The sequence below is a fragment of the Nocardia inohanensis NBRC 100128 genome (genome assembly GCF_001612945.1).
GTDB classification, from domain to species: Bacteria; Actinomycetota; Actinomycetes; order Mycobacteriales; family Mycobacteriaceae; genus Nocardia; species Nocardia inohanensis.
The window spans coordinates 57,627-82,903 of sequence record NZ_BDBK01000007.1 but is presented as its reverse complement, the minus strand read 5'-3'; the positions used below and the strand labels follow the sequence as shown (position 1 = coordinate 82,903).

At 67.5% G+C, this 25,277-nt stretch carries 22 protein-coding genes; 12 read left to right on the top strand and 10 right to left on the bottom strand.

What is annotated here, in order from left to right; all coding sequences use genetic code 11:
• The first annotated feature begins 187 nt into the window (after positions 1-187).
• From NI1_RS14470 to NI1_RS14450, 5 genes are all read left to right on the top strand, one after another.
• On the top strand, positions 188-1,111 hold the full coding sequence (locus NI1_RS14470; protein ID WP_067819937.1) for an aminodeoxychorismate lyase: 924 nt from the start codon (positions 188-190) through the stop codon (positions 1,109-1,111).
• A 188-nt stretch (positions 1,112-1,299) separates the two neighbouring features.
• Positions 1,300-2,775, top strand: a complete 1,476-nt coding sequence (locus NI1_RS14465; RefSeq protein ID WP_067819934.1) for a cytochrome ubiquinol oxidase subunit I — start codon at positions 1,300-1,302, stop codon at positions 2,773-2,775.
• 9 nt (positions 2,776-2,784) lie between these two features.
• Entirely contained in the window at positions 2,785-3,816 is a 1,032-nt protein-coding gene (gene cydB, locus NI1_RS14460; protein WP_067819931.1) for a cytochrome d ubiquinol oxidase subunit II, read from the top strand.
• Between the two features lie 63 nt (positions 3,817-3,879).
• Positions 3,880-5,667 (top strand): thiol reductant ABC exporter subunit CydD, encoded by a 1,788-nt coding sequence (gene cydD / locus NI1_RS14455; protein ID WP_067819928.1) that lies wholly within the window; start codon positions 3,880-3,882, stop codon positions 5,665-5,667.
• On the top strand, positions 5,667-7,340 hold the full coding sequence (locus NI1_RS14450; RefSeq protein WP_067819925.1) for an ATP-binding cassette domain-containing protein: 1,674 nt from the start codon (positions 5,667-5,669) through the stop codon (positions 7,338-7,340). The genes cydD and NI1_RS14450 overlap by 1 nt, the downstream gene beginning before the upstream one ends.
• A 420-nt stretch (positions 7,341-7,760) precedes the next feature.
• Here the strand turns inward: NI1_RS14450 and NI1_RS14445 are convergent, their stop codons facing one another.
• From NI1_RS14445 to NI1_RS14420, 6 genes are all read right to left on the bottom strand, one after another.
• Positions 7,761-8,456: a heme-binding beta-barrel domain-containing protein gene (locus tag NI1_RS14445; protein ID WP_067819922.1), complete on the bottom strand. Its 696-nt coding sequence runs from the start codon at positions 8,454-8,456 to the stop codon at positions 7,761-7,763.
• Between the two features lie 201 nt (positions 8,457-8,657).
• Positions 8,658-8,963, bottom strand: a complete 306-nt coding sequence (locus NI1_RS14440) for a DUF1416 domain-containing protein (RefSeq protein WP_067819918.1) — start codon at positions 8,961-8,963, stop codon at positions 8,658-8,660.
• Positions 8,964-8,968: 5 nt separating this feature from the next.
• Positions 8,969-9,802, bottom strand: coding sequence for a sulfurtransferase (locus tag NI1_RS14435; protein ID WP_067819916.1), 834 nt, complete (start codon positions 9,800-9,802; stop codon positions 8,969-8,971).
• A gap of 56 nt (positions 9,803-9,858) precedes the next feature.
• A complete protein-coding gene (locus tag NI1_RS14430; RefSeq protein WP_067819913.1) occupies positions 9,859-10,350 on the bottom strand; it encodes a DUF4395 domain-containing protein in 492 nt (163 codons plus the stop codon).
• 258 nt (positions 10,351-10,608) lie between these two features.
• The gene (locus tag NI1_RS14425; RefSeq protein ID WP_067819910.1) at positions 10,609-11,067 is read right to left on the bottom strand and encodes a thioredoxin family protein; all 459 of its coding nucleotides are present in this window, start codon (positions 11,065-11,067) and stop codon (positions 10,609-10,611) included.
• Positions 11,064-11,915 (bottom strand): LmeA family phospholipid-binding protein, encoded by an 852-nt coding sequence (locus NI1_RS14420; RefSeq protein ID WP_067819907.1) that lies wholly within the window; start codon positions 11,913-11,915, stop codon positions 11,064-11,066. The genes NI1_RS14425 and NI1_RS14420 overlap by 4 nt, the downstream gene beginning before the upstream one ends.
• Positions 11,916-12,146: 231 nt before the next feature.
• Between NI1_RS14420 and NI1_RS14415 the strand changes: the two genes are divergently transcribed.
• The 7 genes from NI1_RS14415 to NI1_RS14385 all read left to right on the top strand — a co-directional run bounded on the left by NI1_RS14415 (position 12,147) and on the right by NI1_RS14385 (position 19,701).
• Positions 12,147-12,896 (top strand): winged helix-turn-helix transcriptional regulator, encoded by a 750-nt coding sequence (locus NI1_RS14415; protein WP_067819904.1) that lies wholly within the window; start codon positions 12,147-12,149, stop codon positions 12,894-12,896.
• Positions 12,896-13,801, top strand: a complete 906-nt coding sequence (gene mshD, locus NI1_RS14410; RefSeq protein WP_084523203.1) for a mycothiol synthase — start codon at positions 12,896-12,898, stop codon at positions 13,799-13,801. The genes NI1_RS14415 and mshD overlap by 1 nt, the downstream gene beginning before the upstream one ends.
• A gap of 230 nt (positions 13,802-14,031) precedes the next feature.
• Complete coding sequence (gene pstS / locus NI1_RS14405) at positions 14,032-15,153, top strand: phosphate ABC transporter substrate-binding protein PstS (RefSeq protein ID WP_067819902.1); 1,122 nt, start codon at positions 14,032-14,034, stop codon at positions 15,151-15,153.
• Between the two features lie 113 nt (positions 15,154-15,266).
• Positions 15,267-16,238: a phosphate ABC transporter permease subunit PstC gene (gene pstC / locus NI1_RS14400; protein WP_067820517.1), complete on the top strand. Its 972-nt coding sequence runs from the start codon at positions 15,267-15,269 to the stop codon at positions 16,236-16,238.
• Positions 16,235-17,134, top strand: a complete 900-nt coding sequence (pstA, locus tag NI1_RS14395) for a phosphate ABC transporter permease PstA (RefSeq protein WP_067819899.1) — start codon at positions 16,235-16,237, stop codon at positions 17,132-17,134. The genes pstC and pstA overlap by 4 nt, the downstream gene beginning before the upstream one ends.
• A 12-nt stretch (positions 17,135-17,146) precedes the next feature.
• Positions 17,147-17,923 carry a phosphate ABC transporter ATP-binding protein PstB gene (gene pstB / locus NI1_RS14390; protein WP_067819896.1) on the top strand — a complete coding sequence of 259 codons (777 nt, stop codon included), beginning with the start codon at positions 17,147-17,149 and terminating at the stop codon, positions 17,921-17,923.
• A 146-nt stretch (positions 17,924-18,069) separates the two neighbouring features.
• On the top strand, positions 18,070-19,701 hold the full coding sequence (locus NI1_RS14385; protein ID WP_067819893.1) for an MFS transporter: 1,632 nt from the start codon (positions 18,070-18,072) through the stop codon (positions 19,699-19,701).
• Between the two features lie 187 nt (positions 19,702-19,888).
• On the opposite strand, the gene phoU is transcribed toward NI1_RS14385, so the two are convergent.
• The 4 genes from phoU to NI1_RS14365 form a co-directional block, all read right to left on the bottom strand.
• Positions 19,889-20,560, bottom strand: coding sequence for a phosphate signaling complex protein PhoU (phoU, locus tag NI1_RS14380; RefSeq protein WP_067819890.1), 672 nt, complete (start codon positions 20,558-20,560; stop codon positions 19,889-19,891).
• A gap of 112 nt (positions 20,561-20,672) precedes the next feature.
• A complete protein-coding gene (locus NI1_RS14375; RefSeq protein ID WP_245663220.1) occupies positions 20,673-22,943 on the bottom strand; it encodes an LCP family protein in 2,271 nt (756 codons plus the stop codon).
• 261 nt (positions 22,944-23,204) lie between these two features.
• Positions 23,205-24,353, bottom strand: coding sequence for a tRNA dihydrouridine synthase DusB (gene dusB, locus NI1_RS14370; protein ID WP_067820515.1), 1,149 nt, complete (start codon positions 24,351-24,353; stop codon positions 23,205-23,207).
• 76 nt (positions 24,354-24,429) lie between these two features.
• A complete protein-coding gene (locus NI1_RS14365) occupies positions 24,430-25,230 on the bottom strand; it encodes a TetR/AcrR family transcriptional regulator (protein WP_084523253.1) in 801 nt (266 codons plus the stop codon).
• Between the last annotated feature and the right edge of the window lie 47 nt (positions 25,231-25,277).

Below are 25,277 nucleotides of genomic sequence, written 5' to 3'. Positions count from 1 at the left end.
CGTGCCGGCGGTCCGGAGCGGCGCCGATTCCGGACGTACCCGGTGAGTTACCCGCATCGCCGGCAAACCGGTTGTCGCGATTGCGACGACCATCACAGCTTCCACAGTTGGTGGGAGTAGGTGGATTGACGCATTTGCGCGCGGTGTTACCGCTCGGCGGCGAGCCGGTTCACCTAGGCTCGGTTGCATGGTGGAACGGGTTCTGGTGACACTCGACGGCGCGATCCGGGATCCGGACGCGCCGTTGCTGTATGCGGACGATATCGGCGCGCTGCGGGGCGACGGGGTTTTCGAGACGGCGCTGGTGCGGGAGGGGACGGCGTGTTCGCTGGAACTGCATCTGGCTCGATTGCGGCGCTCGGCGGAGGCTCTCGATCTGCCCGCGCCGGATCTGGATGCCTGGCGCAAGGCGGCGCAGATCGCGGCGAAGGAGTGGGGGAGCGAGCGCGAGGGCATGCTGCGGATGACGCTCACGCGCGGCCGGGAGAGCGAGCAAGCCGTCAGCAAACCATCAGCCAATAAGGGTGGCGGGCTGTCCGGGGCCGAAGCGCCCACTACCGGATACGTTTTGGTGCAGCCGGTCGCCGAGCGGGTGAAAACGGTACGGGCCGAGGGGGTTTCGGTCATCACGCTGTCCCGGGGCATCTCCGTCGATCTGGCGCAGGCCGCACCGTGGCAGCTGCTGGGGGCGAAAACCCTGTCGTACGCGACGAATATGTCGGCGCTGCGGTTCGCGCAGCGGATGGGGGCCGATGACGTGATCTTCACCAGCACCGAGCATCGGGTGCTGGAGGGGCCGCGCTCGACCGTGGTGGTGCAGCGCGACAACCAGCTGATCACGCCCCCCGCGCGAAATGGCGTGCTGCCGGGGACGACTCAGCGGGCGCTGTACGCCGTGGCCGAGAAGGCGGGCTGGGAGTGCAAGTACGAGCAGCTCTTCACCGCCGATCTGATCACCGCCGACAGCGTGTGGATGCTTTCCAGCGTCACCCTGGCGGCGCGGGTGAATTCCCTGGACGGACTGCGCATGTCGGCCAATGACAAGGCCGCCGAGATCATCGCGATGGTGGACAAGGGGATCGCGCAGCCGGGCAGTATCGCGGATTGGTAACCCGGACCGCAGAGTCGGTTTACCCTCTCGCCGTGGACCTCCGGCCCGGGTTCCGGGGTCTTCGGTAGCCGATTCGTCACAGGCTGGCAAATTTGCCGCACACTGTGGCGCGTCGCATGTTGATCTGAAGACCAGTCGGCGTAGTGTTCCAGTTACTACGTCATGTCGTAGATCGGCAGGGAGGTCGGATGAGCGCCGTAGATGTCGCGCGCTGGCAGTTCGGTATCACCACCGTTTACCACTTCATTTTCGTGCCGCTCACCATCGGTCTCGCCCCGCTCGTCGCGGTGATGCAGACGGCCTGGGTGGTCACCGGGAACGAACGCTGGTACCGGCTCACCAAATTCTTCGGGAAGCTGTTCCTGATCAACTTCGCGCTCGGTGTCGCCACCGGCATCGTGCAGGAATTCCAGTTCGGCATGAACTGGAGCGAATACTCCCGCTTCGTCGGCGACGTGTTCGGCGCACCCCTGGCCATGGAGGCGCTGGTCGCGTTCTTCCTGGAATCGACCTTCCTCGGGCTGTGGATCTTCGGCTGGACGCGACTGCCGAAAAAGGTGCATTTGGCCTGCATCTGGCTGGTCGCCATCGGCGTGAACGCCTCGGCGTACTTCATCATCGCCGCCAACTCGTTCATGCAGCATCCGGTCGGCGCCAAGTACAACCCGGACACCGGACGCGCTGAGCTGCAAAGCATTTGGGAAGTCATCACCAACAACACCACCCTCGCGGCCTTCCCGCACGTGGTCTCCGGCGCGTTCCTGACCTCCGGCACCTTCGTCGCCGGTATCGCCGGCTGGTGGATGGTGAAGAAGGTCCGGCAGGGCACCGCCCTGAACGATCCGCTGCTCGTCGAGGAGGCTCGCGACCTGTGGCGGCCCGCCGGGAAACTCGGCATGTGGGTGATCGTGATCGCCGCGCTCGGGCTCTTCATCACCGGTGACATCCAGGGCAAGCTGATGTTCAAACAGCAGCCCATGAAGATGGCCTCGGCCGAATCCCTGTGCACCACACAGGTGGATCCGGACTTCTCGGTGCTCACCATCGGCACGCACAACAACTGCGACAGCGTGGACCACCTCATCGAGGTGCCGTACGTGCTGCCGTTCCTGGCCGAAGGCAAGTTCAGCGACGTCGAACTCAAGGGCGTCAAGAACCTTCAGGTCGAGTACAACGAGAAGTACGGCGTCGGCGACTACCGGCCCAACCTGTTCGTCACCTACTGGTCCTTCCGCGCCATGATCGGGTTCATGGCGGGCTCGATCCTGTTGCTGCTGGCCGGATTGTGGGTCACCCGGCGCGGGCGGATGCCGGACCAGAAGTGGTACCAGTGGCTCTGCATCCTGGCCATCTTCACGCCGTTCCTGGGCAACAGCGCCGGGTGGGTGTTCACCGAGATGGGCCGTCAGCCCTGGGTGGTCGCGCCCAACCCGACCGGTGATCAGCACATTCGAATGACGGTGCAGCAGGGCGTATCCGGGGTCTCCGCGGGCACCGTGCTCACCTCGCTCATCGTGTTCACGCTGCTCTACGGCATGCTCGCGGTCGCCTGGTTCTATCTGATGCGACGCTACGTGCTCGTGGGACCCGAACCGGCACACGATGATTCGGACACCCCACGCATGACCGGGGAGTCCGTCGACAAGCTTTCGTTCGCCTACTAGGAGACGGCGATGACACTGCAAACGTTCTGGTTCCTGCTCATCGGCGTCCTGTTCACCGGCTACTTCGTGCTGGAGGGCTTCGACTTCGGCGTCGGCATGCTGATGAGCCTCATCGGCCGCCGCTCCGAGGTGAAGCGCCGCGTCGTGCTCAACACCATCGGGCCGGTGTGGGACGGCAACGAGGTGTGGCTGCTCACCGGCGGCGGCGCCATGTTCGCGGCGTTCCCGGAGTGGTACGCCAGCCTGTTCTCCGGGTTCTATCTGGCGCTGCTGCTGATCCTGGTCGCCTTGATCGTGCGCGCCTGTGCGATCGAATGGCGCGGCAAGATCAACGACGATCGCTGGCGGCTCGGGTGCGACGCGGCCATCGCGTTCGGATCCTGGGTGCCGGCACTGGCCTGGGGTCTGGCCTTCGCGAACATCGTGCACGGTGTGAAGCTCAACGAGCGCAAGCAGGTCGAAGGCAACCTGCTCGATCTGCTCAACCCGTACGCGCTGCTCGGCGGGCTCACCACGCTGCTGCTGTTCCTGCTGCACGGGGCGGTGTTCGTGGCGCTCAAGACCGGCAACGAGGTCCGTGACGACGCGCAGGCCATCATTCGGAAGATCTTCGTGCCGACCGCGGTCGTGGTCGCCGTCTTCGGGATCTGGACCCAGCTCGCCTACGGCAAGGGCTGGACTTGGATTCCGTTGATCCTGGCCGTGATCGGGCTCGTGGTGGCCGGATTCGCGGCTACGCAGGGGCGCGACGGCTGGGCCTTCACCGGCACCGCGGTCACCATCGCCTCGGCTACCGCGCTGCTGTTCGGGTGCCTGTACCCGAACGTGCTGCCCTCCACCATCGACGACGCGTACAGCCTGACCGTGGACAACGCGTCCTCCACGCACTACACCCTGGTGGTGATGAGCTGGGTGGCGGTGGCCATGGTTCCGGTGGTGCTGGTCTACCAGGCGTGGACCTACTGGGTGTTCCGCAAGCGGCTCACCATGGAGCAGATCCCGCCGTCCATCGGGCTGCCGCTGGAAACCGCGAAGAACTGAACTGGTTTACGCGCGGCCCCCGGCGAATCCGCCGGGGGCCGCGTGCCCTGAGGGAGGTCGAACATGGGACGGCCGATCGATCCGCGGCTGTGGCGGTACGCGCACTCGGCAAGGCGGTATCTCGGACTCAGCGTCGCGTTGTCGCTGCTGACCACGGTGTGCATTGTGATCGCGGGGCTGGCGCTCGCGAGTGTGCTGGCCGGGGTGATCACCGACCCGTCCCGGCGTGACATCGGTTCCTGGGCAACCGAACTCGTCGTGCTGGCCACCGCGGTGCTGATCCGGGTCGTGGCCACCTGGTGGCAGTCCCGCCTCGCGCATCGCGCGGGCGCACAGGTCGTCGCCGAACTCGAGAGCGCCGTCGTGGCCGCGGGCGCACAACTGCCGCCGCGCGAATTGGAGCGCCGCCGAACGGAATTGACGGTGGTCGCCGGATCGGGCCTCAACGGCCTGCGTGGCTACCTCGCCGGATACCTTCCCGCCCTGCTGCTTTCGGCGCTGGTTCCGCCGATAGTTCTCACCGTGATCGCCCTGCATGACTGGATCTCCGGCGCGATCATCCTCGTGACCTTGCCCCTGATCCCCATCTTCATGATCCTCATCGGCCTGCTCACCCAGGGCCGCGCCGCCGAAACCCTCACCGCCACCACCCGCCTCTCCGATCAACTCCTCGACCTCTTCGCCGGCATGCCCACCCTGCGCGCCCTCGGCCGCGAATCCGCCCGCCCCGAAACCCGGGCCGGGCAGGGTGATTCCCCGCGCAGCATGGCCGACCGCGTCCGCACCCTCGGCGACGACCTGCACCGCCGCACCATGTCGGCCCTGCGCCTGGCCTTCCTCTCCTCCATGGTGCTGGAAATGCTCGCCACCCTCTGCGTGGCCCTGGTAGCCGTCTCCATCGGCATGCGCCTGGTCTTCGGCCACATGGGCCTCTACGCCGGGCTGCTCGCCCTCATCCTCGCCCCCGAGGTGTACCTCCCCCTCCGCGCGGTCGGCGAACGCTTCCATGCCGCCCAGGACGGAATGGCCGCCGCCGAAAAGGCTTTCGCGATCCTGGAGCCCGCCGCCGACGATCGATCGGCCGCCGATAGCGACGAACCGGTAGCCGTCGCGGCCGTGCCGCGGAAGCTCCACGGCCGCATCGAGATTCATGATCTGACGGTGGCCACGCGTGACGGAGCGGCTCCCGCGCTCCTGTCGGCCGTGCTGCGCCCCGGCGCGGTGACCGTGCTGACCGGGCCCAACGGTTGCGGGAAATCCACGGCGCTCCAGGCGATCCTGGGATTGATCACCCCCGATCGAGGCACCGTCGCGGTGGACGGCATCCCGCTGCCGGGCCTCGACCCGGACGAGTGGTGGTCGCATATCGCCTGGCTCCCGCAACGCCCGGTCCTGGTGCCGGGCACGCTGCGCGCCAACCTCGAACTCCTCGGCGCACCGGCGGGCACGGCCGAGGTCGACGCCGCCTGCACGGCAACCGGATTCGACGAGGTACTCGCGGAGCTCCCCGACGGCTGGAACACCACCGTCGGCGCGGGAGGCGCAGGGCTGTCCCTGGGCCAGCGTCAGCGCCTCGCCCTGACCCGTACCCTCGCGGCCCCCCGCCAGGTCCTCCTGCTCGACGAGCCCACCGCGCACCTCGACGACGCCTGCGAGGCAACGGTCCTCGCGGCCCTGGTCGCCCGTGCCCGCGCCGGAGCCACCGTGGTCCTGGTCGGCCACCGCCCGTCGGTGCTCGCTGCCGCCGATCACATCGTCGAAGTCCGCGGCAGCACAAGCGAAGATATCGACGAGGATCCCGAACCCGCCGAGGTATCGCCGAAGCTGCTGCCCGCGGAGGTGGGTGTGTGATGAGAAGTCTGGTCAGCGATTTCGGTCGCATCAGGACGCTGCTGGAACTGTCGCGGGCGCGGATGGCCGTCTCGATCGCCTGGGGAGTGCTGGCCTTGGGTAGTGGGCTGGGGCTGGCGGCGCTGGCGGCGTGGTTGATCGCGCGGGCTTGGCAGATGCCGCCGGTGCTGGATCTGACCATTGCGGTGGTGACGGTTCGGGCGCTGGGGATTTCGCGCGGGCTGTGCCGGTATCTGGAGCGGCTGGCTACTCACGATGTGGCGCTGCGGGCCATGAGCACGGCGCGGGTCACCACCTATCGGACCTTGGCCGCGGCTGATATCTGGCGGCCGCGCCGGACCGGTCCCGAGAGTGCGGGCCGGGCGGGATCGGGTGCGGCAGGCGCTGCGCTGGAAGGGGATTCGACGGAGCTGCGGCGGGGCGAGCTGCTGGGCCGGGTCATGGGTGACATCGATGATCTGGGGGCGGTGGTGGTGCGGGCATTCGTGCCGATCGCGGTCGCGATGATCCTGGCCTTGTTCGCGATCGGGTTGTTGCTGCCAATCTCGGTGCCGGCGGCCCTGATTCTCGCGGCGGCGCTCGCGGTGGCCGGCATTGCGGCACCGTGGCTTTCGGCGCGGGCGGCGCGGGAAGCCGAGGAGGCGGTGCGGACCGATCGGACCGAGTTCCAGGCGGCGGCGTTGACCGTGCTGGATCATGCGCCCGAGTTGCGGGTGGCGGGGCGGCTGGATGCCGCACTCGCCGAGGCTGATTCGGCCGGGCAGCGGGCGGTGGCGGCGGAGGACCGGGCGGCTTCACACAGTGCTTGGGCGGCGGCCGCCACGCCGCTGTCGATCGGAGCCAGCGTGCTGGGGGCGTTGCTCATCGGAATCATGTTGTACGGCAGCGGGTCCGCGGTTCCGACCGCCGGATATCAGACCGTCCTGCCGGGCGGGATCAGCCCGATGGCGCTCACCGTGCTGGTGCTGGTGCCGCTGTCGGCCTTCGAAGCGGTGGCCGTGCTGCCCGCCGCGGCGCAAGCGCTCACCAACGGCCGGGCCGCACTGCGGCGGCTGGAACGGCTCGAACACCCCGAATCCGAGACGGTGACAAGGGAATTCCCGGGTCTGCCGGAGGGTCGGCGGATCGCGGTGGTCGGGCCCAGCGGGGCGGGGAAGACCACGCTGCTCATGGCCTGGGCGGGATTGTTCGACACCCCGCGACCGGGCATCACCTTCTTCGCCGAGGACGCGCACCTGTTCGGCACCACGGTGCTCGAGAACCTGCGGGTGGCCCGTGGCGATATCACCGCGGCGGAGGCGGAGCACGCCTTGCGCACGGTCGGTGCGGGGGAGTGGCTGGACTCGCTGCCGGAGGGCGTGGAGACCGATCTGGTGGGCGGCGCGGCGGCGGTATCGGGTGGTCAGCGCCGCCGCCTCCTGCTGGCTCGCGCCTTGCTCTCCCCGGCCCGCGTCCTGTTGCTGGACGAGCCGACCGAACATCTGGAGGCGGAGGCCGGAGCGGATCTGTTGCGCCGGCTGCTGGACGAGACCAGCGGTTTGGTGGAGCGCGACCGCACGGTCGTGGTGGTCACGCATCAACTGCCGCCGGACCATCGGGCGGACACCGTGGTTCACGTCGCCGGAAACGGCGACATCCGGGTAGACCGCCTTATTCCCGCAAACCAGCTCTGAGCTGCGATTTCGCGGTCCGAGAAAATACGTTGCCGCCGCCGTCCGCTTTGACTACTTTCGTCAGTACACAAGAGAGGAGGTGGTCAAAGAAATGGTTATTTCTAGGACGCGTGAGGTGGCTGTCCGCTAGGTGCCCACCGCTGCACTGGGTTCGGTAACGACCCGTTCGCGCGAACGCCTCGCGAATCCCAGGCAGTCACCCGGCCCCCGAGTCTCCGGTCTTGTCCGACCGGAATCGCGTGAGTTGCATCCGCGATCACGACTCGGGGGTCGTTCCTTTTCCGCCTCCCCGAGCCTTCAGCGCGCGGCCGAGTGCCGAAACAATCGGCATTGCGGGCCTGCGGAAGAGCCGTTGGCAGTTCTGGGCGTACCCGGGGAGTTACCCCGAAACTCGCGAAATCAGTTGTTGCGGTGGGTAGCTCAGCCGATGTAGCGCTGCAAGCGCGCCGAGAGCCGTGGTTCCAGGGCCCCGTCGGCGCCGATGCGCTCCTCCACGTACCCCAGGTCACCACCCTCGACGATGCCGTAGAGCCGCTTGGCGCCGCCGACCACCACGCCGGACTGGCTGCGAATCACCACGTCGGTGGCGAGCTCCCAGGAGGACTGGGTCAGGGCCTGGCCGTAGAACAGCTCCACGATGCCGGACGAATGCGTGAGCAGCAGCTCCAGCACCTCGTCGTCACCGTCGATGCCGACCCGCCAGAACCCGCTCTCGCGCAGATCCGGTCCGTCGTACCCGCCGTCGGAATCGAGCTTCCAGGAACGCGATTCCCAGGCCAGATAGTCGCCGCCGTCATGGGAGACGATGATCTGCTGGCCGAAGCGGTAATCACCGGTCTCGGGCTCGTTGCCTTCACCCTCGCCGCGCCACACGCCCACCAGGGGGAGCAGGGCGAGCATGGAAGAGCTCAGGTCGGGGCCGAGCCGCAGGTTCGCGGTGTCCTCGGGCAGCGGCAGGTCGGGGAGCGAGGGAATGTTCAGCACCCCGGTCGACTTGGCGCGCTCGACAGCGTCGGCGACGGCCTTGTCACCGCTCAGGCGCGCGGCGTCCCCGCGACTCACGGACGTACCGTTCGCCGGTGTGTTGTCGACGTTCTCGCTCGCCGACTCGCTCACGACTCGGTGAAGAGCCGGTAGAGGACGTAGAGGCCGAACCAGGCGATCACCAACGACATGACGATCAGCAGGATCTCGAAGAATTGCACCACGGATCGGAGTCTAGTCACTCGTCCCCGGGGACACGAAAACGACCCCGGGAAAATGAATCCCGGGGCCGTTTCGAGTGTTTCGCGCCGATTGCGCGCGGCTCACCGTGTCTTACTTGGCGACGGTGACATCCACATTGTGGATGCCGGCGCCCTCCGGCGCGGCCTCGGCCGAACCATTGCCGGACGCCGACAGCGCGCGGATGGTCCAGGAGCCGGGGGCGGCGAAGAAGCGGAAGTCACCGGTACCGGAGGCTACGACCTCGGCGGTGAAGTCGCCGTTGCCGTCGAGCAGGCGGACGAACGCGCCACCGACCGGCTGGCCGTCAGCGGCGAGAACACGGCCGGTGATGACCGTCTCCTTCTCCACGTCGACGTTGGCGGGCAGGGCCTGGCCCTGGGTAGGTGCTGCACACATATTGATTACGCTCCCAACTCGATCGGTGCACCGACGAGGGAGCCGTACTCGGTCCAGCTCCCGTCGTAGTTCTTGACGTTCTGGTGGCCCAGCAGCTCCTGCAGCACGAACCAGGTGTGCGAGGAACGCTCGCCGATGCGGCAGTAGGCGATGGTCTCCTTCTCGCCGTCCAGCCCGGCCTCCTTGTAGAGCTCGGCCAGCTCGGCATCGCTCTTGAAGGTGCCGTCCTCGTTCGCGGCCTTGGACCACGGCACGTTGATGGCGGTCGGGATGTGGCCCGGACGCTGCGACTGCTCCTGCGGCAGGTGGGCCGGGGCCAGGATCTTGCCGGAGAACTCGTCGGGCGAGCGCACGTCGACCAGGTTCTTGGTGCCGATGGCCGCGATGGCCTCGTCACGGAAGGCGCGGATCGACAGATCCTGCTCGGCGGCCTTGTAGGAGGTGGCCGGGCGGGTCACGACGTCCTTGACCAGCGGGCGGGCGTCGAGCTCCCACTTCTTGCGGCCGCCGTCGAGCAGCTTCACGTCCTGGTGGCCGTAGAGCTTGAAGTACCAGTACGCGTAGGCCGCGAACCAGTTGTTGTTGCCGCCGTACAGCACCACGGTGTCATCGTTGCCGATGCCGCGGGCCGACAGCAGGTCCGAGAACTGCTCCCGGTTCACGAAGTCGCGACGAACCTGGTCCTGGAGGTCCTTCTTCCAGTCGAGACGCACGGCGCCCTCGATGTGCCCCAGGTCGTAGGCGCTGGTGTCCTCGTCGACCTCGACGAGCACGACGCCCGGGGTGTTCAGGTTCTCTTCGACCCAGTCAGCGGAGACCAGGGCATCGGAGCGAGCCATGTTGTTCCTTTCAGTGATTTGCCGGAAGCAGGTTGGTGGTTGAGATGGGAAAGGGGTCAGTTGGTCGCGGCGGCGGTGGAGCGCAGGCGCGCGACGAGCGGATAGATCTTGCAGCCCAGGCAGATTCCGAAGGCGGCGTTGAGGAAGGCCGCGAAGAGCGCGAATCCGGTGAAGATCGCGCCCGCCACGGTGGCCCCGGAGGCGAAGCCGAGGACGCCGAGCCCGGCGAAGATCAAGCCGACCAGCTGTGCGAACCGCAGCGGCGCAACGGGTTCCAGCTCGGGAGCGGGACCGATGCGGGGCGCGACGAACTTCGCGTAGACCGTGCCGTAGGGGCTGCGGCGGGGACCGTTCAGCGCGCCCAGCCCGAAAACCACGGCCTGTACGGCCAGCAGCACGGCGGCGGCGGGAACGGAGAAGACGGAGACGATCAGGACCAGCGCCAGCACGGCGGTGGTGATCCAGGCGGCGAATCGCGGGCCGCGGACATCGACCTGGCCGGAAGGGATGCGGCCGGTGGGACTTTCCGGACTGTTCGGGTTCGGCATGAGAGTGCTCCTGCGCTGGAGGTGTATTGGCCAAATTCGCCGGAGGATTCAGATGATCACTCGTACGGCGGGGTCAAACCCGGTCGGCGACAGAAGGATTCGAAAGGCCGACCGGCTAGCGGCACAGGCAGCAACAACCACCGAGGCGGCACAGGTCTACCGTGCGGCGTCGGGTGAGCATCAGCTCGCGGTTGGATTGCACGTAGGGGAGTTTACCCAATTTTCGGGGGAAATTGGACCCGGGGTCCGTAATGCTGGTCACTCAGTGGGGCCGGGGACCGTTAAAGACCCCAATGACGTGCGCAAATCGGCGGCCTTCGGAACGCCGGAGATTCGGAACCGTTCCACTCCGTGGACATCGAGCACGAAGGTGGTGGGCAGCGAGAGCACGTTCAGCTCGCGCGCCAGCTCGGGTTCGGCATCGATATCGACCTCGAGATCCAGCGGCGGGGCCGGCGCGTCCGACAGTTCGGCGACCACATTCGCGACCACGCGCCGGACGGCCGCGCACGGGCCACACCAATCGGCGGAGAAATGCAGCACGGTCGGCCTGCCCTCGACGACGCCGGCCGCGCTCAGCAGCGCGGCTCGATTCGATTCCGCCGCCGGACTCGCCACGGGCGCCGAACTACGCACCCGGCCCTCGTTGCGGCGGACCAGAATTCCGGCCACGATCGCGGCGGCGAGGGCGACGGCGAGGACGACGAGGGTGATCACGGTTGGTTCAACCGATCCAAGTCGATGGTTATGTCCTTCCCGGTGCCCTCGACCACGATCTGCCCGCCGCTGGCCTCCACCTTCATGGGCCGGATACCGAACGGCAGGTCCTTGGTATCGATGGTGCGGGTGAACCGCGCCAGCACCCCGGCCTTGTCCTCATCGGAGATCCGCACCGGCTTCTCGGCGTCCGGGCCGACGGCGGCGGGACTGGCCTCGTTGCCGTAATAGATATCGGTGGCGGTGATGCGGACCTGGTCGCCGTCCAGCCGCAGATCGGCCAGCACGCTCACCACCCGGCCCTTGTCCTTCACGCCGGTGGTGAGGGTGACGGCATCGGCGACCGGGCTGAGCGGCAGGGTGCCGGTCAGGATGATCGCGCCCTGGGTGGTCGCACCGGTGCCGCCGGAACCGCCGGAACCATCGGACTTGTCGGCGGGCGGGCCGAACACCTGGAGATCCGGGATCTTGAACAGCCGCCCCAGTTCGGTCGGTTCGATGCGCATGCGGGCCTCGGCCTTGTCCACCGGCACCTTGCGCACATTGCCGTCGACCAGATTCCCGAAGCCCAGATGCACGCCGCGCAGATTCGCCTCGACCATGATCTCGCCCGGAATATCCGGGCGCTCGGAGCGTGCGCGAATGTCGATGTTCTTATAGGCGCCGTCGAATGCCTGCGCCACGAACGGGAATCCGTGGAAGGTGACCTCGGGGTCGGCGCTCAGATGCGACCCTTCGCGCAGCAGCCGCGACACCCGGTATTCGGAGTAGGCGGCGACACCGAAGTCGAGCACGACCGCGAGCCCTGCCACACAGAGCAGTGCGATGATCACCCGCCGAAAAGACATAGGAGCACCCTAGTAGGGCGTGATCGGCCTGTCCGATGCCGCCGCCCGGGTGACCCGGATCATGCCTCCCTGTGATCTTCGCGGTAACCGGGTTTGCGACGGCTACCCGGAATGCGAGGCTGTGGGTTCGGACGCGCTAATGTAGCAACCGACTTACCTGTGATAACCAGCATGCGGGTGTGGCTGACAACGCAGTAGCCACGCACATGCCAGATGGGATGGAGGGCCCCCATGGAGCTGCTCCTGCTGACCTCCGACCCCAATCCAGAGGCGGTGCTGCCGTCACTGTCGCTGCTGCCGCACCACGTGCGACCGGCTCCGACCGAGGTGGCGTCGCTGCTCGAAGCCGGTTCGGCCGATGTGGCACTGGTCGACGCCCGCACCGATCTGGCCGCCGCGCGCGGCCTTTGCCGTTTGCTGGGCAGCACCGGATCGTCGGTGCCGGTGGTGGCGGTGCTGACCGAGGGCGGACTGGTCGCGGTGAACGCGGACTGGGGGCTGGACGACATCCTGCTGCCGGGTACCGGTCCCGCCGAACTCGACGCGCGGCTGCGGCTGCTGGTCGCCCGCAACGGCGGGGTGGCGAGCCCGGAGAACACCGGCAAGATCACCCTCGGTGAGCTGGTCATCGACGAGGGCACCTACACCGCGCGACTGCGCGGCCGCCCGCTCGACCTCACCTACAAGGAGTTCGAGCTCCTCAAATATCTCGCCCAGCACGCCGGCCGGGTCTTCACCCGCGCACAGCTGTTGCAGGAGGTGTGGGGCTACGACTTCTTCGGCGGCACCCGCACCGTGGACGTGCATGTGCGGCGGTTGCGCGCCAAGCTCGGCAGCGAATACGAATCGCTCATCGGCACCGTCCGCAATGTCGGCTACAAGGCGGTGCGGCCGGCGCGTTCCAGCAAGGGCGACGCCGTCACCTTCCCGGAGTCCGAGGGCGCGGACGATGAATTGACCTCGGCGAACGGACCTGTGTAGTGAGCCTGGCGGGGGAGTGGACCGCGACCGTCTCCGATGAGCTGGCCCCGCGGGTGCGCGGCGTGCTGGAGCGGGCCACCGCGGCCGACGGCGTCGCGCCGGTGTCCGAGCAGGCGGTGCTGTCGCTGACCGCCGAATCCGAGGCGCGGCATTTCGTGGTCGTGCGCGAGGATGCCGTGGCGGGGTACGCGAATCTGGTTCCGGCGCACGGGGAACACCCGGCCATGGCCGAGGTGGCGGTGGATCCGGAGTTCCGGCGGCAGGGGATCGGAACCGAACTGGTGTCGGCCGCGCTGACCGCGGGCGGGCCGGGCGCGCGGGTCTGGGCGCATGGAAATCTCGCTGCCGCACAGGGTTTGGCGGGGCGGCTCGGGCTCTCCGTCGCACGCGAGTTGTGGCAGATGCGACGTGATCTCGCTAATACCGAGCTACCGGAATTGACGGTGCCGGACGGGCTCGAATTGCGTACGTACGCGGGGCCTTCCGACGACGCGGAAATCCTGCGGGTCAATAACGCGGCCTTCGCGTGGCATCCCGAACAGGGTGGCTGGACCGAGCGCGATATCGACGCGCGCCGCGGCGAATCCTGGTTCGACCCGAAGGGTCTCTTCATCGCGGTCGATCCGGCCGCGCCGGACAAGATCCTCGGCTTCCATTGGACCAAGGTCCATCACGATGAAAACCCGCCGGTGGGCGAGGTTTACGTGGTCGGGATCGATCCCGCGGCGCAGGGTCGCGGCCTCGGCCGGCTGCTGACGCTCGCGGGCCTGCACTACCTGCGCGACCGCGATCTGGGTTCGGTGCTGCTCTACACCGAGGCCGACAACACGGCCGCCGTGCACACCTACACCCGGCTGGGCTTCGCGCCCTTCCATATCGACGCCGCCTACTCCGCCGCGTCCTGATCACTCCTCCGCAATTGTGCGGCTAATGTCACATATGGTGCAGGGCAATCGGGGTGGTCTGTTCATCTCCCGTTCACCTGCCCAGGTCCAACTGGCCACTGTCCGCCCTTACGTTGCTTGTGGGCGGTACACCGCTGCCCGGTGTGCTAGTTCGCAGCGAACGGCCATCCACATACGCCCGTCCGACCGTTGAGGGGTCGGGCGTGCAGACCGTGATTCGCGGAGGAATAGTGAATCTCAAGCGCAGCAGCGCCCTGCTCGGCGTGCTGGCCGCGGCCGGTGCCCTGACCCTTTCGGCTTGTGGCAGTGACGACAACTCGGCACAGACCGGCGGCGGCACCAAGATCGACGTCGCCTGTGGCGGCAAGTCCGCTCTGAAGGCCTCCGGCTCCTCGGCGCAGAAGAACGCCATGGACCGGTTCATCGCCGCCTACGAGAACAACTGCTCCGGCGCCAAGCTGGACTACACCTCCTCGGGCTCCGGCGCGGGTGTGAACGAGTTCCTCGGCGGCCAGACCGATTTCGCCGGTTCGGACTCCCCGCTGAACGCCAAGAAGGACGAGATCGCCAAGGCCGCCGCCCGCTGTGGCAGCCCGGCCTGGAACCTGCCGGCCGTGTTCGGCCCGATCGCCGTCACCTACAACATCCCCGGCGTGACCGATCTGGTGCTGGACGGCAAGACCCTCGCCAAGATCTTCTCCGGTGAGATCGCCACCTGGGACGACCAAGCCATCAAGGCGCTCAACGCCAACAAGGCGGACAAGCTGCCGTCCGACAAGATCGCCGTGATCTTCCGCTCGGACGAGTCGGGCACCACCGACAACTTCCAGAAGTACCTGACCGCCGCCGGCGGTTACGCCAAGGGTGACGGCAAGGCCTTCACCGGCGGTGTCGGCGAAGGCGCCAAGGGCAACGAGGGCACCTCGGCCGCGGTGAAGAACACCAAGTTCGCCATCACCTACAACGAGTGGGCCTTCGCCAAGGCGCAGAACCTCTCGGTCGCCAAGATCCTGACCGTCGAGACCTCCAACGACCCGAAGCCGGTCGAGCTGACCTCGGAGACCGCGGGCAAGGCCATCGACGGCGTCAAGATCTCCGGTGAGGGCAACGACCTGGTGCTCGACACCTCGTCGTTCTACAAGCCGACCGCCGCCGGCGCGTACCCGATCATGCTGCCGACCTACGAGATCGTCTGCTCGAAGTACAGCGACGCCGATACCGCCAAGGCGGTCAAGGCGTTCCTGACCTCGGCCGTGGGCAATGGTCAGAACGGTCTCGCGGACGCCGGCTACGTGCCGATCCCGGAGAAGTTCAAGACCAAGCTGACCACCGCGATCAACGCCATCTCCTGATCGACTGATCGAAAAACACCATGACCGTGCACGACGAAATATCATCCGCGGGCCAGTCGGTAGCGACCGGCCCGCGGGCGGACCGTCGCCAGCAGCCGGGGGATACTGCGCTCATGCCGACCGAACCCAGCACCAAGCCGGCCGCCGGGCGTAAAGCCCCCACCAAGTACGGTGCGGAATTCGTTTTCCGCTCGGCTGCCACCGCGGCAGGCGGCATCATCGTCGCCTCCATCGCCCTGATCGCGCTCTTCCTGCTGGTGCGGGCGGTGCCGTCGATCGCGGCGAACCACGCGAACTTCTTCACCAGCACCGAGTTCAACACCTCGAACGCTGATGATCTGCGCTTCGGCATCAAGGACCTGTTCATGGTCACGGTGCTGAGCTCGCTGTTCGCGCTGGCCATCGCGGTGCCGATCGGCGTGGGTATCGCGTTGTTCCTGACGCAGTACTCGCCCAAGCAGCTGGCCCGGCCGTTCTCCATGATCGTGGATCTGCTGGCCGCGGTGCCTTCGATCGTGTTCGGTCTCTGGGGCGTGCTGGTGCTGGCTCCGAAACTGGAGCCGGTCCAGCGCTTCCTGAACGAGAAGCTGGGCTGGTTCTTCCTCTTCTCCGACGGCAATGTCTCCATCTCCGGTGGCGGCACCATCTTCACCGCGGGCGTGGTGCTCGCGGTGATGATCCTGCCGATCATCACCTCGGTCAGCCGTGAGGTCTTCGGTCTGACCCCCCGCGCGCACATCGAGGCGGCGCAGGCGCTCGGCGCCACCAAGTGGGAAGTCGTGCGGATGACGGTGCTGCCCTACGGCCGCTCCGGTGTGATCGCCGGTTCCATGCTGGGCCTGGGCCGCGCGCTCGGTGAGACCATCGCCGTCCTCGTGGTGCTGCGCACCTCGGCGCAGGCCGGCGGCTGGTCGCTCTTCGACGGTGGCTACACCTTCGCTTCCAAGATCGCTTCGGCGGCTTCGGAATTCAGCTCGAAGCTGCCCACCGGCGCCTACATCGCGGCCGGCTTCGTCCTGTTCGCCCTGACCTTCATCGTCAACGCCCTGGCCCGCTTGGTGGCCGGAGGGAAGGTGAACGGATGACCACCACACTCGACAAGCCGGTCAAGGCCCCGACCTTCCGGCACGTCTCCACCGCCCGGCGGATCAAGAACAACCTCGCCACCGGCATCGTGTGGGCCTGCTTCGCCATCGCGCTGGTGCCGCTGCTGTGGGTGCTGTGGACCGTCCTGGAGAAGGGCGCGGCCACGGTCGCCGATATCGACTGGTGGACCAAGTCGCAGAAGGGCGTGCTGCCCGACCAGAGTGCCGGCGGTGTGTACCACGCCATCTACGGCACCATCGTGCAGTCGGCCATGGCCGCGATCATCGCGGTGCCCCTGGGCATCATGGCCGCGGTCTACCTGGTGGAGTACGGGCGCGGCTGGCTGGCCAAGACCACCACCTTCATGGTCGACATCCTGGCCGGTGTGCCGTCCATCGTGGCGGCGCTGTTCATCTTCGCGCTGTGGATCGCCACCTTCGGTTTCCCGCAGAGCGCGTTCGCGGTGTCGCTGGCGCTGGTGCTGCTGATGCTGCCGGTGGTGGTGCGCTCCACCGAGGAGATGCTCAAGCTCGTCCCGGACGAATTGCGCGAAGCCTCTTACGCATTGGGCATCCCGAAGTGGAAAACCATTGTGCGGATCGTGGTTCCGACCGCGGCCCCCGGCATGATCTCCGGCATCCTGCTGTCGCTGGCCCGCGTCATGGGTGAGACCGCGCCGGTGCTGGTGCTGGTCGGCTACTCCAAGTCGATCAACTTCGATGTCGCCAACGGCAATATGGCGTCGCTGCCGCTGATGATCTACCAGGAGCTGGCCAACCCCGAGCCCGCGGGCCGCGCTCGCGTGTGGGGCGCCGCGCTCACCCTGATCCTGATCATCGCGGTGCTGTACCTCGCCGCCGCTGCGGTCAACAAGCTGCTGACGCGGAACCGATAGAAGGAAAGACTGATGGCCAAGCGGATCGACGTCAAAGACCTGAATATTTTCTACGGCAAGTTCCACGCCGTCTCGGACGTGTCGCTGACCGTATTGCCGCGCAGCGTGACCGCCTTCATCGGCCCGTCCGGCTGCGGTAAGTCCACCGTGCTGCGGGCGCTGAACCGCATGCACGAGGTGACCCCGAGCGCCCGCGTCGAGGGCGCGGTGCTGCTCGACGGCGAGGACATCTACGGCGCGAACATCGATCCGGTGGGCGTGCGGCGCACCATCAGCATGGTGTTCCAGCGGCCGAACCCGTTCCCCACCATGTCCATTCGCGACAATGTGGTGGCGGGGCTGAAGTTGCAGGGCGTGCGCAACAAGAAGGAGCTCGAGGAGGTCGCCGAGCGCTCGCTGCGCGGGGCGAACCTCTGGAACGAGGTCAAGGACCGGCTCGACAAGCCGGGCGGCGGGCTCTCCGGTGGTCAGCAGCAGCGGCTGTGCATCGCGCGTGCCATCGCGGTGTCGCCGGATGTGCTGCTGATGGACGAGCCGTGTTCGGCGCTGGACCCGATCTCGACCCTCGCGATCGAGGATCTGATCTCCGAGCTGAAGAAGGAGTTCACGATCGTCATCGTCACCCACAACATGCAGCAGGCCGCGCGTGTGAGTGACCAGACCGCGTTCTTCAACCTGGAAGCCCAGGGCAAGCCCGGCCGTCTGATCGAGATCGACGAGACCGAGCGCATCTTCTCCAACCCGTCGCAGAAGGCGACCGAGGATTACATCTCGGGCCGCTTCGGATAAACCGCCTGTACTCGAAGGCCCCGGTCGGTAGACCGGGGCCTTTTTGTGTCCTGCGTCATAGGGGCCACCGGCTGTTGTGTGCAACCGTCAGTCACAGTTAGTCTTCCTGTAAGTAAACCAATCGGTTTAGTCAGGAGGTGTGTCGGATGACGGTGTCAACGGCGACCCGGGTATCCGGGACCGCGGGACTCTCGTCCAGAGCGAAGATCGCGGCTTTGATCGCGATCTGTCTCGCGGAACTGCTTGTCGTGCTGGATAACACGCTGGTCAACGTGGCACTGCCATCGATGGCCGTGGAATTGCAGGCCGATATGAGCGGGCTGCAATGGATCGTGGACGCGTTCACGCTGGCCTTCTCGGGCCTGCTGCTGGCGATGGGCCATCTCGGTGACCGCTACGGCCGCCGCCTGTTCATGGTGATCGGCCTGACCGGTGTGGCGGCCATGTCGGCGGCCGGTGCGCTCTCCTCCGGGCTCGGCCAAGTGATCGCGGCCCGCGCCGGCATGGGCGTGTTCGCGGCGGTGGTCTTCCCGGCCACGCTCGCCCTGCTCACCAACATCTTCACCCGGAAGCGGGAACGCGCTGCGGCCATTGCGCTTTGGACCGCCATGGCGGGTGTGGCCATCGCGATCGGCCCGACCATCGGCGGCTGGCTGCTGGAGTACTTCTCCTGGCATTCGGTGTTCTGGATCAATGTGCCGGTCGCCTTGGTCGCCATCGTGGCCGTGTATCTGACGGTCCCGGAATCCAAGGCGGCTCATGTGGATCGCCTGGACCGCATCGGCATTCTGCTGTCGCTGATCGGTATCACCGCGCTGGTGTGGAGCATTATCGAGGCCCCGAAGCACGGCTGGCTCTCCACACAGAGCCTGCTGGGCTACCTGTTCTCCGCGCTCGCGCTCTCGGTGTTCGTGCTGTGGGAGCTGCGAGTCGCGACGCCGGTGCTGAATATGCGGCTGTTCAAGAACCGCCGTTTCGCGCTGCCGTCGCTGGCGATCACCGTCTCCTACTTCTCCGCCTTCGGGTTCCTGTTCCTGATCACCCAGTACTTCCAGGGTGTGAAGGAGCTGTCCCCGCTCCAATTCGGCATCCACTCACTGCCTTTCGCGGTGGCGGTGGGCCTGGGCGCACCGGTCGCGACCTTGCTCGCACAGCGGGTCGGCACCACGGCCATGGTGGTGTCGGGCCTGCTGGTCCTCGGTGTGGCCATGTACATCGCCGGGCAGACGACGGTCGAAACCCCTTATCTCGGACCGGTTGTGCTGTCCATGATCCTGATGGGATTGGGATTCGCGGTGGTGCAGGGGCCGGCCACCGAATCCATCATGGGCGCAGTGCCTTTGGAGGAGGCCGGCGCGGGTTCGGCCGTGAACGACACCACTCGTGAGGTGGGCGGCGCGCTCGGTGTGGCGCTGCTCGGCTCGATCATGACCTCGGTCTACACCTCGCGGGTGGCCGAGAAGATCGCCGGAATTCCCAGCCAGATCATGAATCCGCAGCAGAAGGAGCTGGCGAGCAATACGCCGATCAGCGTGCTGGAAATCGTGAAGGCGCCGGTGAATCCGATCCTGGCCCCGGCCAAAGCGGACCTCGTCCACACCATGAAGGTGGCGGCCATGGAAGGCGCGCAGGCGGCTTCGTACGTCGCCGTAGGCACCCTGGTGGTAGCGGCTTTGATCGTCGCCGTGACGCTGCCCTGGAAGCCGGAACGCGGCGAGTCGTACCTCATGGGCTGGCGTGAGAAAGACCCCGCCCCAACCGATTCCGCAGAAGCCTAGGAACGACTCGACGCCCGCACCGTGTCCGTGCGGGCGTCGAGTACGGGCCTGCCCTTGAAGCCCTTCCTGTCGAAGGGGTCTCAGGGCTTACCCGGAGAGCCCTTCCTCTGGCGGGGTTTCAGGGGTTTACCCGGAGAGCCCTTCCTGTGGCGGGGTTTCAGGGGTTTACCCCTGAGAGCTCTGAGAGTCAGATCGACTCTTTCTCGGAGTCCGGGTCCGGCGGCAGCACGCCGGTCACCAGGAACACCACGCGGCGCCCGATCTCCACGGCGTGGTCGGCGAAGCGCTCGTAGTAGCGACCCAGCAGCGCCACGTCCACCGCCGACGCCACACCGAACTGCCAGTCGCGGTCCATGATCAGCGTGAACAGATGCTTGCGCAGATCGTCCATCGCCTCGTCGTCGTCATTGAGCTTGGCGGCGCGCTCGGGATCACGGGTCTCGAGCACCTCCTTGGCCGCCGCGCCCATCTTGACCGCGATCCGGCCCATTTCGGCGAAGTAGCTGTTGACCGCCTCGGGGACCGCGTGCGCGGGGAAGCGACGCCGGGTCATCTTGGCGACGTGCAGCGACAGCACACCCATCCGGTTCACGTCGGCGACGATCTGGATGGCGCTGACCACCTGCCGCAGGTCACCGGCGACGGGGGCCTGCAACGCCAGCAGCGCGAAGGCTTTCTCCTCGGCCAGCTGGATCATCTCGGCGATGCGGTCGTATTCGGTGATCACCTGCTCCGCGAGCTCGAGATCGGCGTTGAGCAGCGAGTTGGTCGCCCGCTCCATCGCCGATCCGGCGAGCCCGGCCATGCCACCGAGCAGATCGGCGAGCTCGGCCATTTGTTCGTTGTAGATGACACGCATGACTCAAGACATTAGTGGTCGTCGCTGACCAAGTCACCAACGGTGGGTTAATCATCGGTGCCGGTCGGTCGCATCCCGGTCCGTGCAGCTCGGACCGGGTGCTTGTTAACCGCTATTTACAGGTGTCGTCGGCGGCGTTGACGTGCTCGAGATCGGACGGGAGTGTGACCGCCGCCCCAGCGGTGGTGTCGGCCGGTGCGTCGGGCAGGGTCTGCCCGAAGGCGGTCGCGGTGCGCACGGTGCCCGCGAAGTCGGTGCCCAGCACCACCTCCACGATGCTGCCCAGCCCGGTGGTGGACTCCAGCGTCGCGCCCGGAATGGCGCTGGCCACGGTCGCGGCGGCGGCCTCGTGCCCGCTGGAGTAGCGGACCTTGGTCTTGGCCGAGACGCCGTCGGCGTAGTTGCCGGTGCTGTAGATCTGGAAACCCTGACTGGCCAATTTGGTCGCGGCCGTGGCGGCGACGCCGCCGACGCCGGATGCATTCGACATCTGGAGCGAGACCGTGCTCGGATCCACCGCCGTCAGTTTGGGTTTGGCGGCGGGCGCCTCGCTGGTGGTGGTGGCCGGGGCCTCCACCTTCTTCTCGCCGGGCAGCGGCTGATCGTCGATGACGGCGCGGAAGATGGCCTTGATATCCGATTCGCGCGGGATCTCGTTGCCGTAGGAGGTGGTGCCCGCGGTCGGCACGGTCAGGAAGGTGATCGCCCCCGCCTGCATGTTCTTGAGCGAACGGCCCAGGGTGAGCAGGTCTTTGGTGGTGACGTTGTCCATGAAGGAGTGCTGGGCGAAGGCATTGATGAAGCCGTTGAGCTTGCCCATGTCGAAGAGCACCTTGCTCGAGGTCGCGCCGCGCAGCAGCGAGGACAGGAAGCGCTGCTGCCGGTTGATGCGGTCGTAGTCGCTGCGCTCCTCGCCGATCACGTGCCGGGCGCGGACATAGTCCAGGGCGGTGGCGCCGTTGACGGTCTGCTTGCCCGGGGTGGTGAGCACGGTGCCGAGGATCTCGTCGACCAGCGGCTTGTTGGTGCAGACCTCGACGCCGCCGATGGTGTCGACCATGGTCTCGAAGCCCGCGAAGTCGATGCCGACGAAGTGGTTGATCTTCAGGCCGGACATCTTCTGGATCACCGAGGTCAGGCATTTGGGCCCGCCGAGCGCGTAGACCGCGTTCAACTTGTCGCCGATGGCCGCGGGGAACTTCTCGCCGGTGTAGGAGCCCTTGTCGTTGTCCCAGCCCTCGCAGACCGGGCGGGTGACGTCCAGGTCGCGCGGGAAGGACACCGCGACCACGCGCGATCGATCGGCCGGGATATTGACCAGCATGACGGTGTCGGCGCGCGCGCCCTCGGCATCGTCCAGGGTGCCCGCGCCCAGCTGCGAGTTCACGCCCGCGCGGGTGTCGGTGCCGATGATCAGGAAGTTCTCGTCGCCGTACTGCGCACCGGCGTCGACGATGTCCTCGGAGTTGGTGTCGATGGCGGTGACGTGGTTGAAGCCGTTGTCCTTGGCCTTCTGATAGCTCCAGCCGGCGCCGGTGATGATCAGGCAGATCACCGCGAAGAGCGCACCCGAAACCCGCCCGGCCAGTTTCATTTTCCGATTGCGCCGCCGCCGGCTCGCGGACAACCGGGACAGCGGCTTGGCCCCGACGGCGGCCGGCAGCGCGGTGGTGGGGTAGTCGGCGGGCGACTCGACCTGGGTTCCGGTCTGCGCCTTGCCCTTCGGCTTCGGGGCGCGCGGTTCGGGGACGAGCGCGGGTAGTTCCTCGGTGGGCGGATCGGCGACCGCGGCGCGGCGCATATCGCCGTCCAGGCCGCGCGGCGCCGGGTGGGACCCATTGGCGGCGGCCGGAATCGGGGCGACGGCCCGGCGCGCTCCGGTGGCGTGCACCGGACGCGCGCCGGTGCCGTTCACCGCGTCGGCGACTTGGTGCCGGGCGCCGCTGATATTCGGATCCACGGGTACGGCGCGGCGGGCTCCCGTGCTGCCGGGATCGGCGCGGCGGGATGCGGTGCTGCCTGGGTCGGCAGGTATGGCGCGGCGGGCGCCGGTGGCCTCCGGTCCCCGGCGAGAGCCGTTGGGGGCGACCGGTTCCGGCGGTGCCGTGCGGCGCGCGCCGGTGGCGCCCGGATCCGCGGGCGCGGGCCGCCGGGTGGGGCCGCTGCCTACCTCGGGCCAGCCCGCCGAATTGCCGGGCTCCTCGTAATGCCCGTCGTCGGCGGGCTCCTCGTCGGGTTCGGCGCGGCGGCGGCGCCGGGACACGCGTTCGCTGTCCACGCGTTCGACGAGATCCTGGACGGAGATGGGCGCGGAACCGGGTGCGGCGTTGTCGGTGTGCCGGGAGCGTCGGCCGGCGCGATTCTGGGCTGCATCCTCCGCCACGGAGCGCTCCCAGGGGGCGCGACCTCCGGGCCTAGGCGTGCGCCCGTATCGATCGTCACCCACCAACGAACCTCACTTTGCTATTCGATGCCGACCGCCATGATAACGATTTCGCCACGGTGAACCACTTGAACCAAAATTAGTCTCGGCTTGCTCACCAATACCGCTGGTCCGCCGCGTGCGTTTCGGTGCGGTGGATCGACGCCTGGCGCAAAGTCTGCCAGTGCGACGGCGATACGGCCGGGAACAACCGGTGACTTTTCAGCCTCCGCTGTGCATCACATCGGCCGCGCACGGCACGGTCGGATCGTCCGGGTCGTCGAGCCAGCCCTCGGGGAGCGTGACCTTGCCGGGCGAACCCTGCCGGCCGCGCGGGCCCTCGGCGTCCTTGGGGAACGGCGCCTCGGGATCGAGTTGCCCGATCAGGTCGGCTAGTTCGGTGAGGCTGCCGACGGTGGCGAAGCGGCGGCGCAGTTCGGAGCCGACCGGGAAGCCCATCAGATACCAGGCCATGTGTTTGCGAATATCGCGCATGGCCTTGTCCTCGCCGTCGTGTTCGACGAGCAATTGGGTGTGCCGGAAAAGGATTTCACCGACCCGCCCGAGATTGGGCCCGGCCGGAATCGGCTGACCGCGCAGCGCGGCCTCGAGCTCACCGAAAAGCCAAGGGCGGCCGAGGCATCCGCGGCCGACCACGACGCCGTCGCAGCCGGTCTCGGCCATCATGCGCACCGCGTCGCCGGCGCTGAAGATATCCCCGTTGCCCAGCACCGGAATCGAGGTGACGGCCTCCTTGAGCCGCGCGATGGCGGTCCAGTCGGCCTCGCCCGAGTACCGCTGCGCGGCCGTACGGGCGTGCAGCGCAACGGCTTTCGCGCCCTCGGCCTCGGCGATCCGCCCGGTGTCGAGGTAGGTCAGGTGATCGTCGTCGATGCCGATCCGGAACTTCACCGTCACCGGCACCCCGGCCGGTTCGGCCGCGGAGACCATGGCGCGCATGATGTCCCGGAACAACTGCCGCTTGTACGGCAGCGCCGCCCCGCCGCCCAGCCGCGTCACCTTGGGCACCGGGCAGCCCAGATTCAAGTCGATGTGGTCGGCCATGCCTTCGCCGACGATGATGCGCACGGCCTCGCCGAGCGTCTTGGGATCCACCCCGTACAGCTGCATCGAGCGCGGGCTCTCGTCCGGCCCGAACGCCATCATGTGCAGCGTCTTCTCATTGCGCTCGACAATGGCGCGCGCGGTGATCATCTCGCACACGTAGATCGAGGTGGAGCTGCCGAACTCCCGGCACAGCGTCCGGAAGGCCACATTGGTGATGCCCGCCATCGGAGCCAGCACGACCGGCGGATCGACCGGGTAGGGGCCGATTCGCAAGGCGGTTCGCGAAGTCTCGAGCGTCGTCACGCCGACCAGTGTCTCATCCGCGCCGCTGTGGCCGATCGCACATGTCCCGCCGGATGGCATCGATCACACTCGCCGATCACCCTCGCAGGTCGATGAGCACCTGCACGCCGTCGAGAATCCGCTCCAGCCCGAACTCGAGCGGGTCCTCCGGATCCGGCGCGAACACCCCGTCCGCGACGGCCCGGGTGAGCGCGGGAAAGCGGTCCGCGTTGCGCGCGAGCAGTTCGCCGGTGAGCCGGTTCCATTCCTGCTCGTGCGCGCTGTCGGCATCGGCCGTCTGCTGGGCGATATTGCGGACCAGGCCGATCACCAGGAGGAATACCCGATGCCGTTGCGCGGCGGTCAGATTCGTCGGCTCCAGCGCGGCGAGCGCGGCATCCAGCCAGGCCAGTTCGGCCGGCCCCAGGTTCCGCCTGCGCATGCCGGTGGCCGCGAGCAGCCAGGGGTGCGCGGCGTACACGGCGTGGCAATGGCGCGCCCAGGCCGTCAGCCGGGAACGCCAATCCGGGGGCGTGCCGGACAGGTCGGGGCGAGCGGCGAGCACGGCTTCGATCATCAGCTCGACCAGTTCGTTCTTGCCCGGGACGTAGCGGTAGAGCGCCATGCCGGACACGCCGAATCCGGCGGCCACTTTGTTCATGGAGATGGCGTCCAGCCCCTCGGCGTCGGCCATGACGACGGCGGCTTCGGCGATCCGGCGCGGGGTCAGGGTCGGTTTCGGTCCGCGGGTGGGCGGGTTCCGCTCGTCCCACAGCAGCGCGATGCCGGCCTCGAGATCGCGGGCTTTCTCCTTGCGCGCCTTGCCTTCTCGCGGTGCGCCCTGCTCGCCGCCTCGGCCGCCGCCCTCACCGCACCCCTGGCCGGCGCGCTCGGTCATCGCCGGGTCCGGCGTTCCCGGCACGCCGCCGCGCTGCGCATCACCGC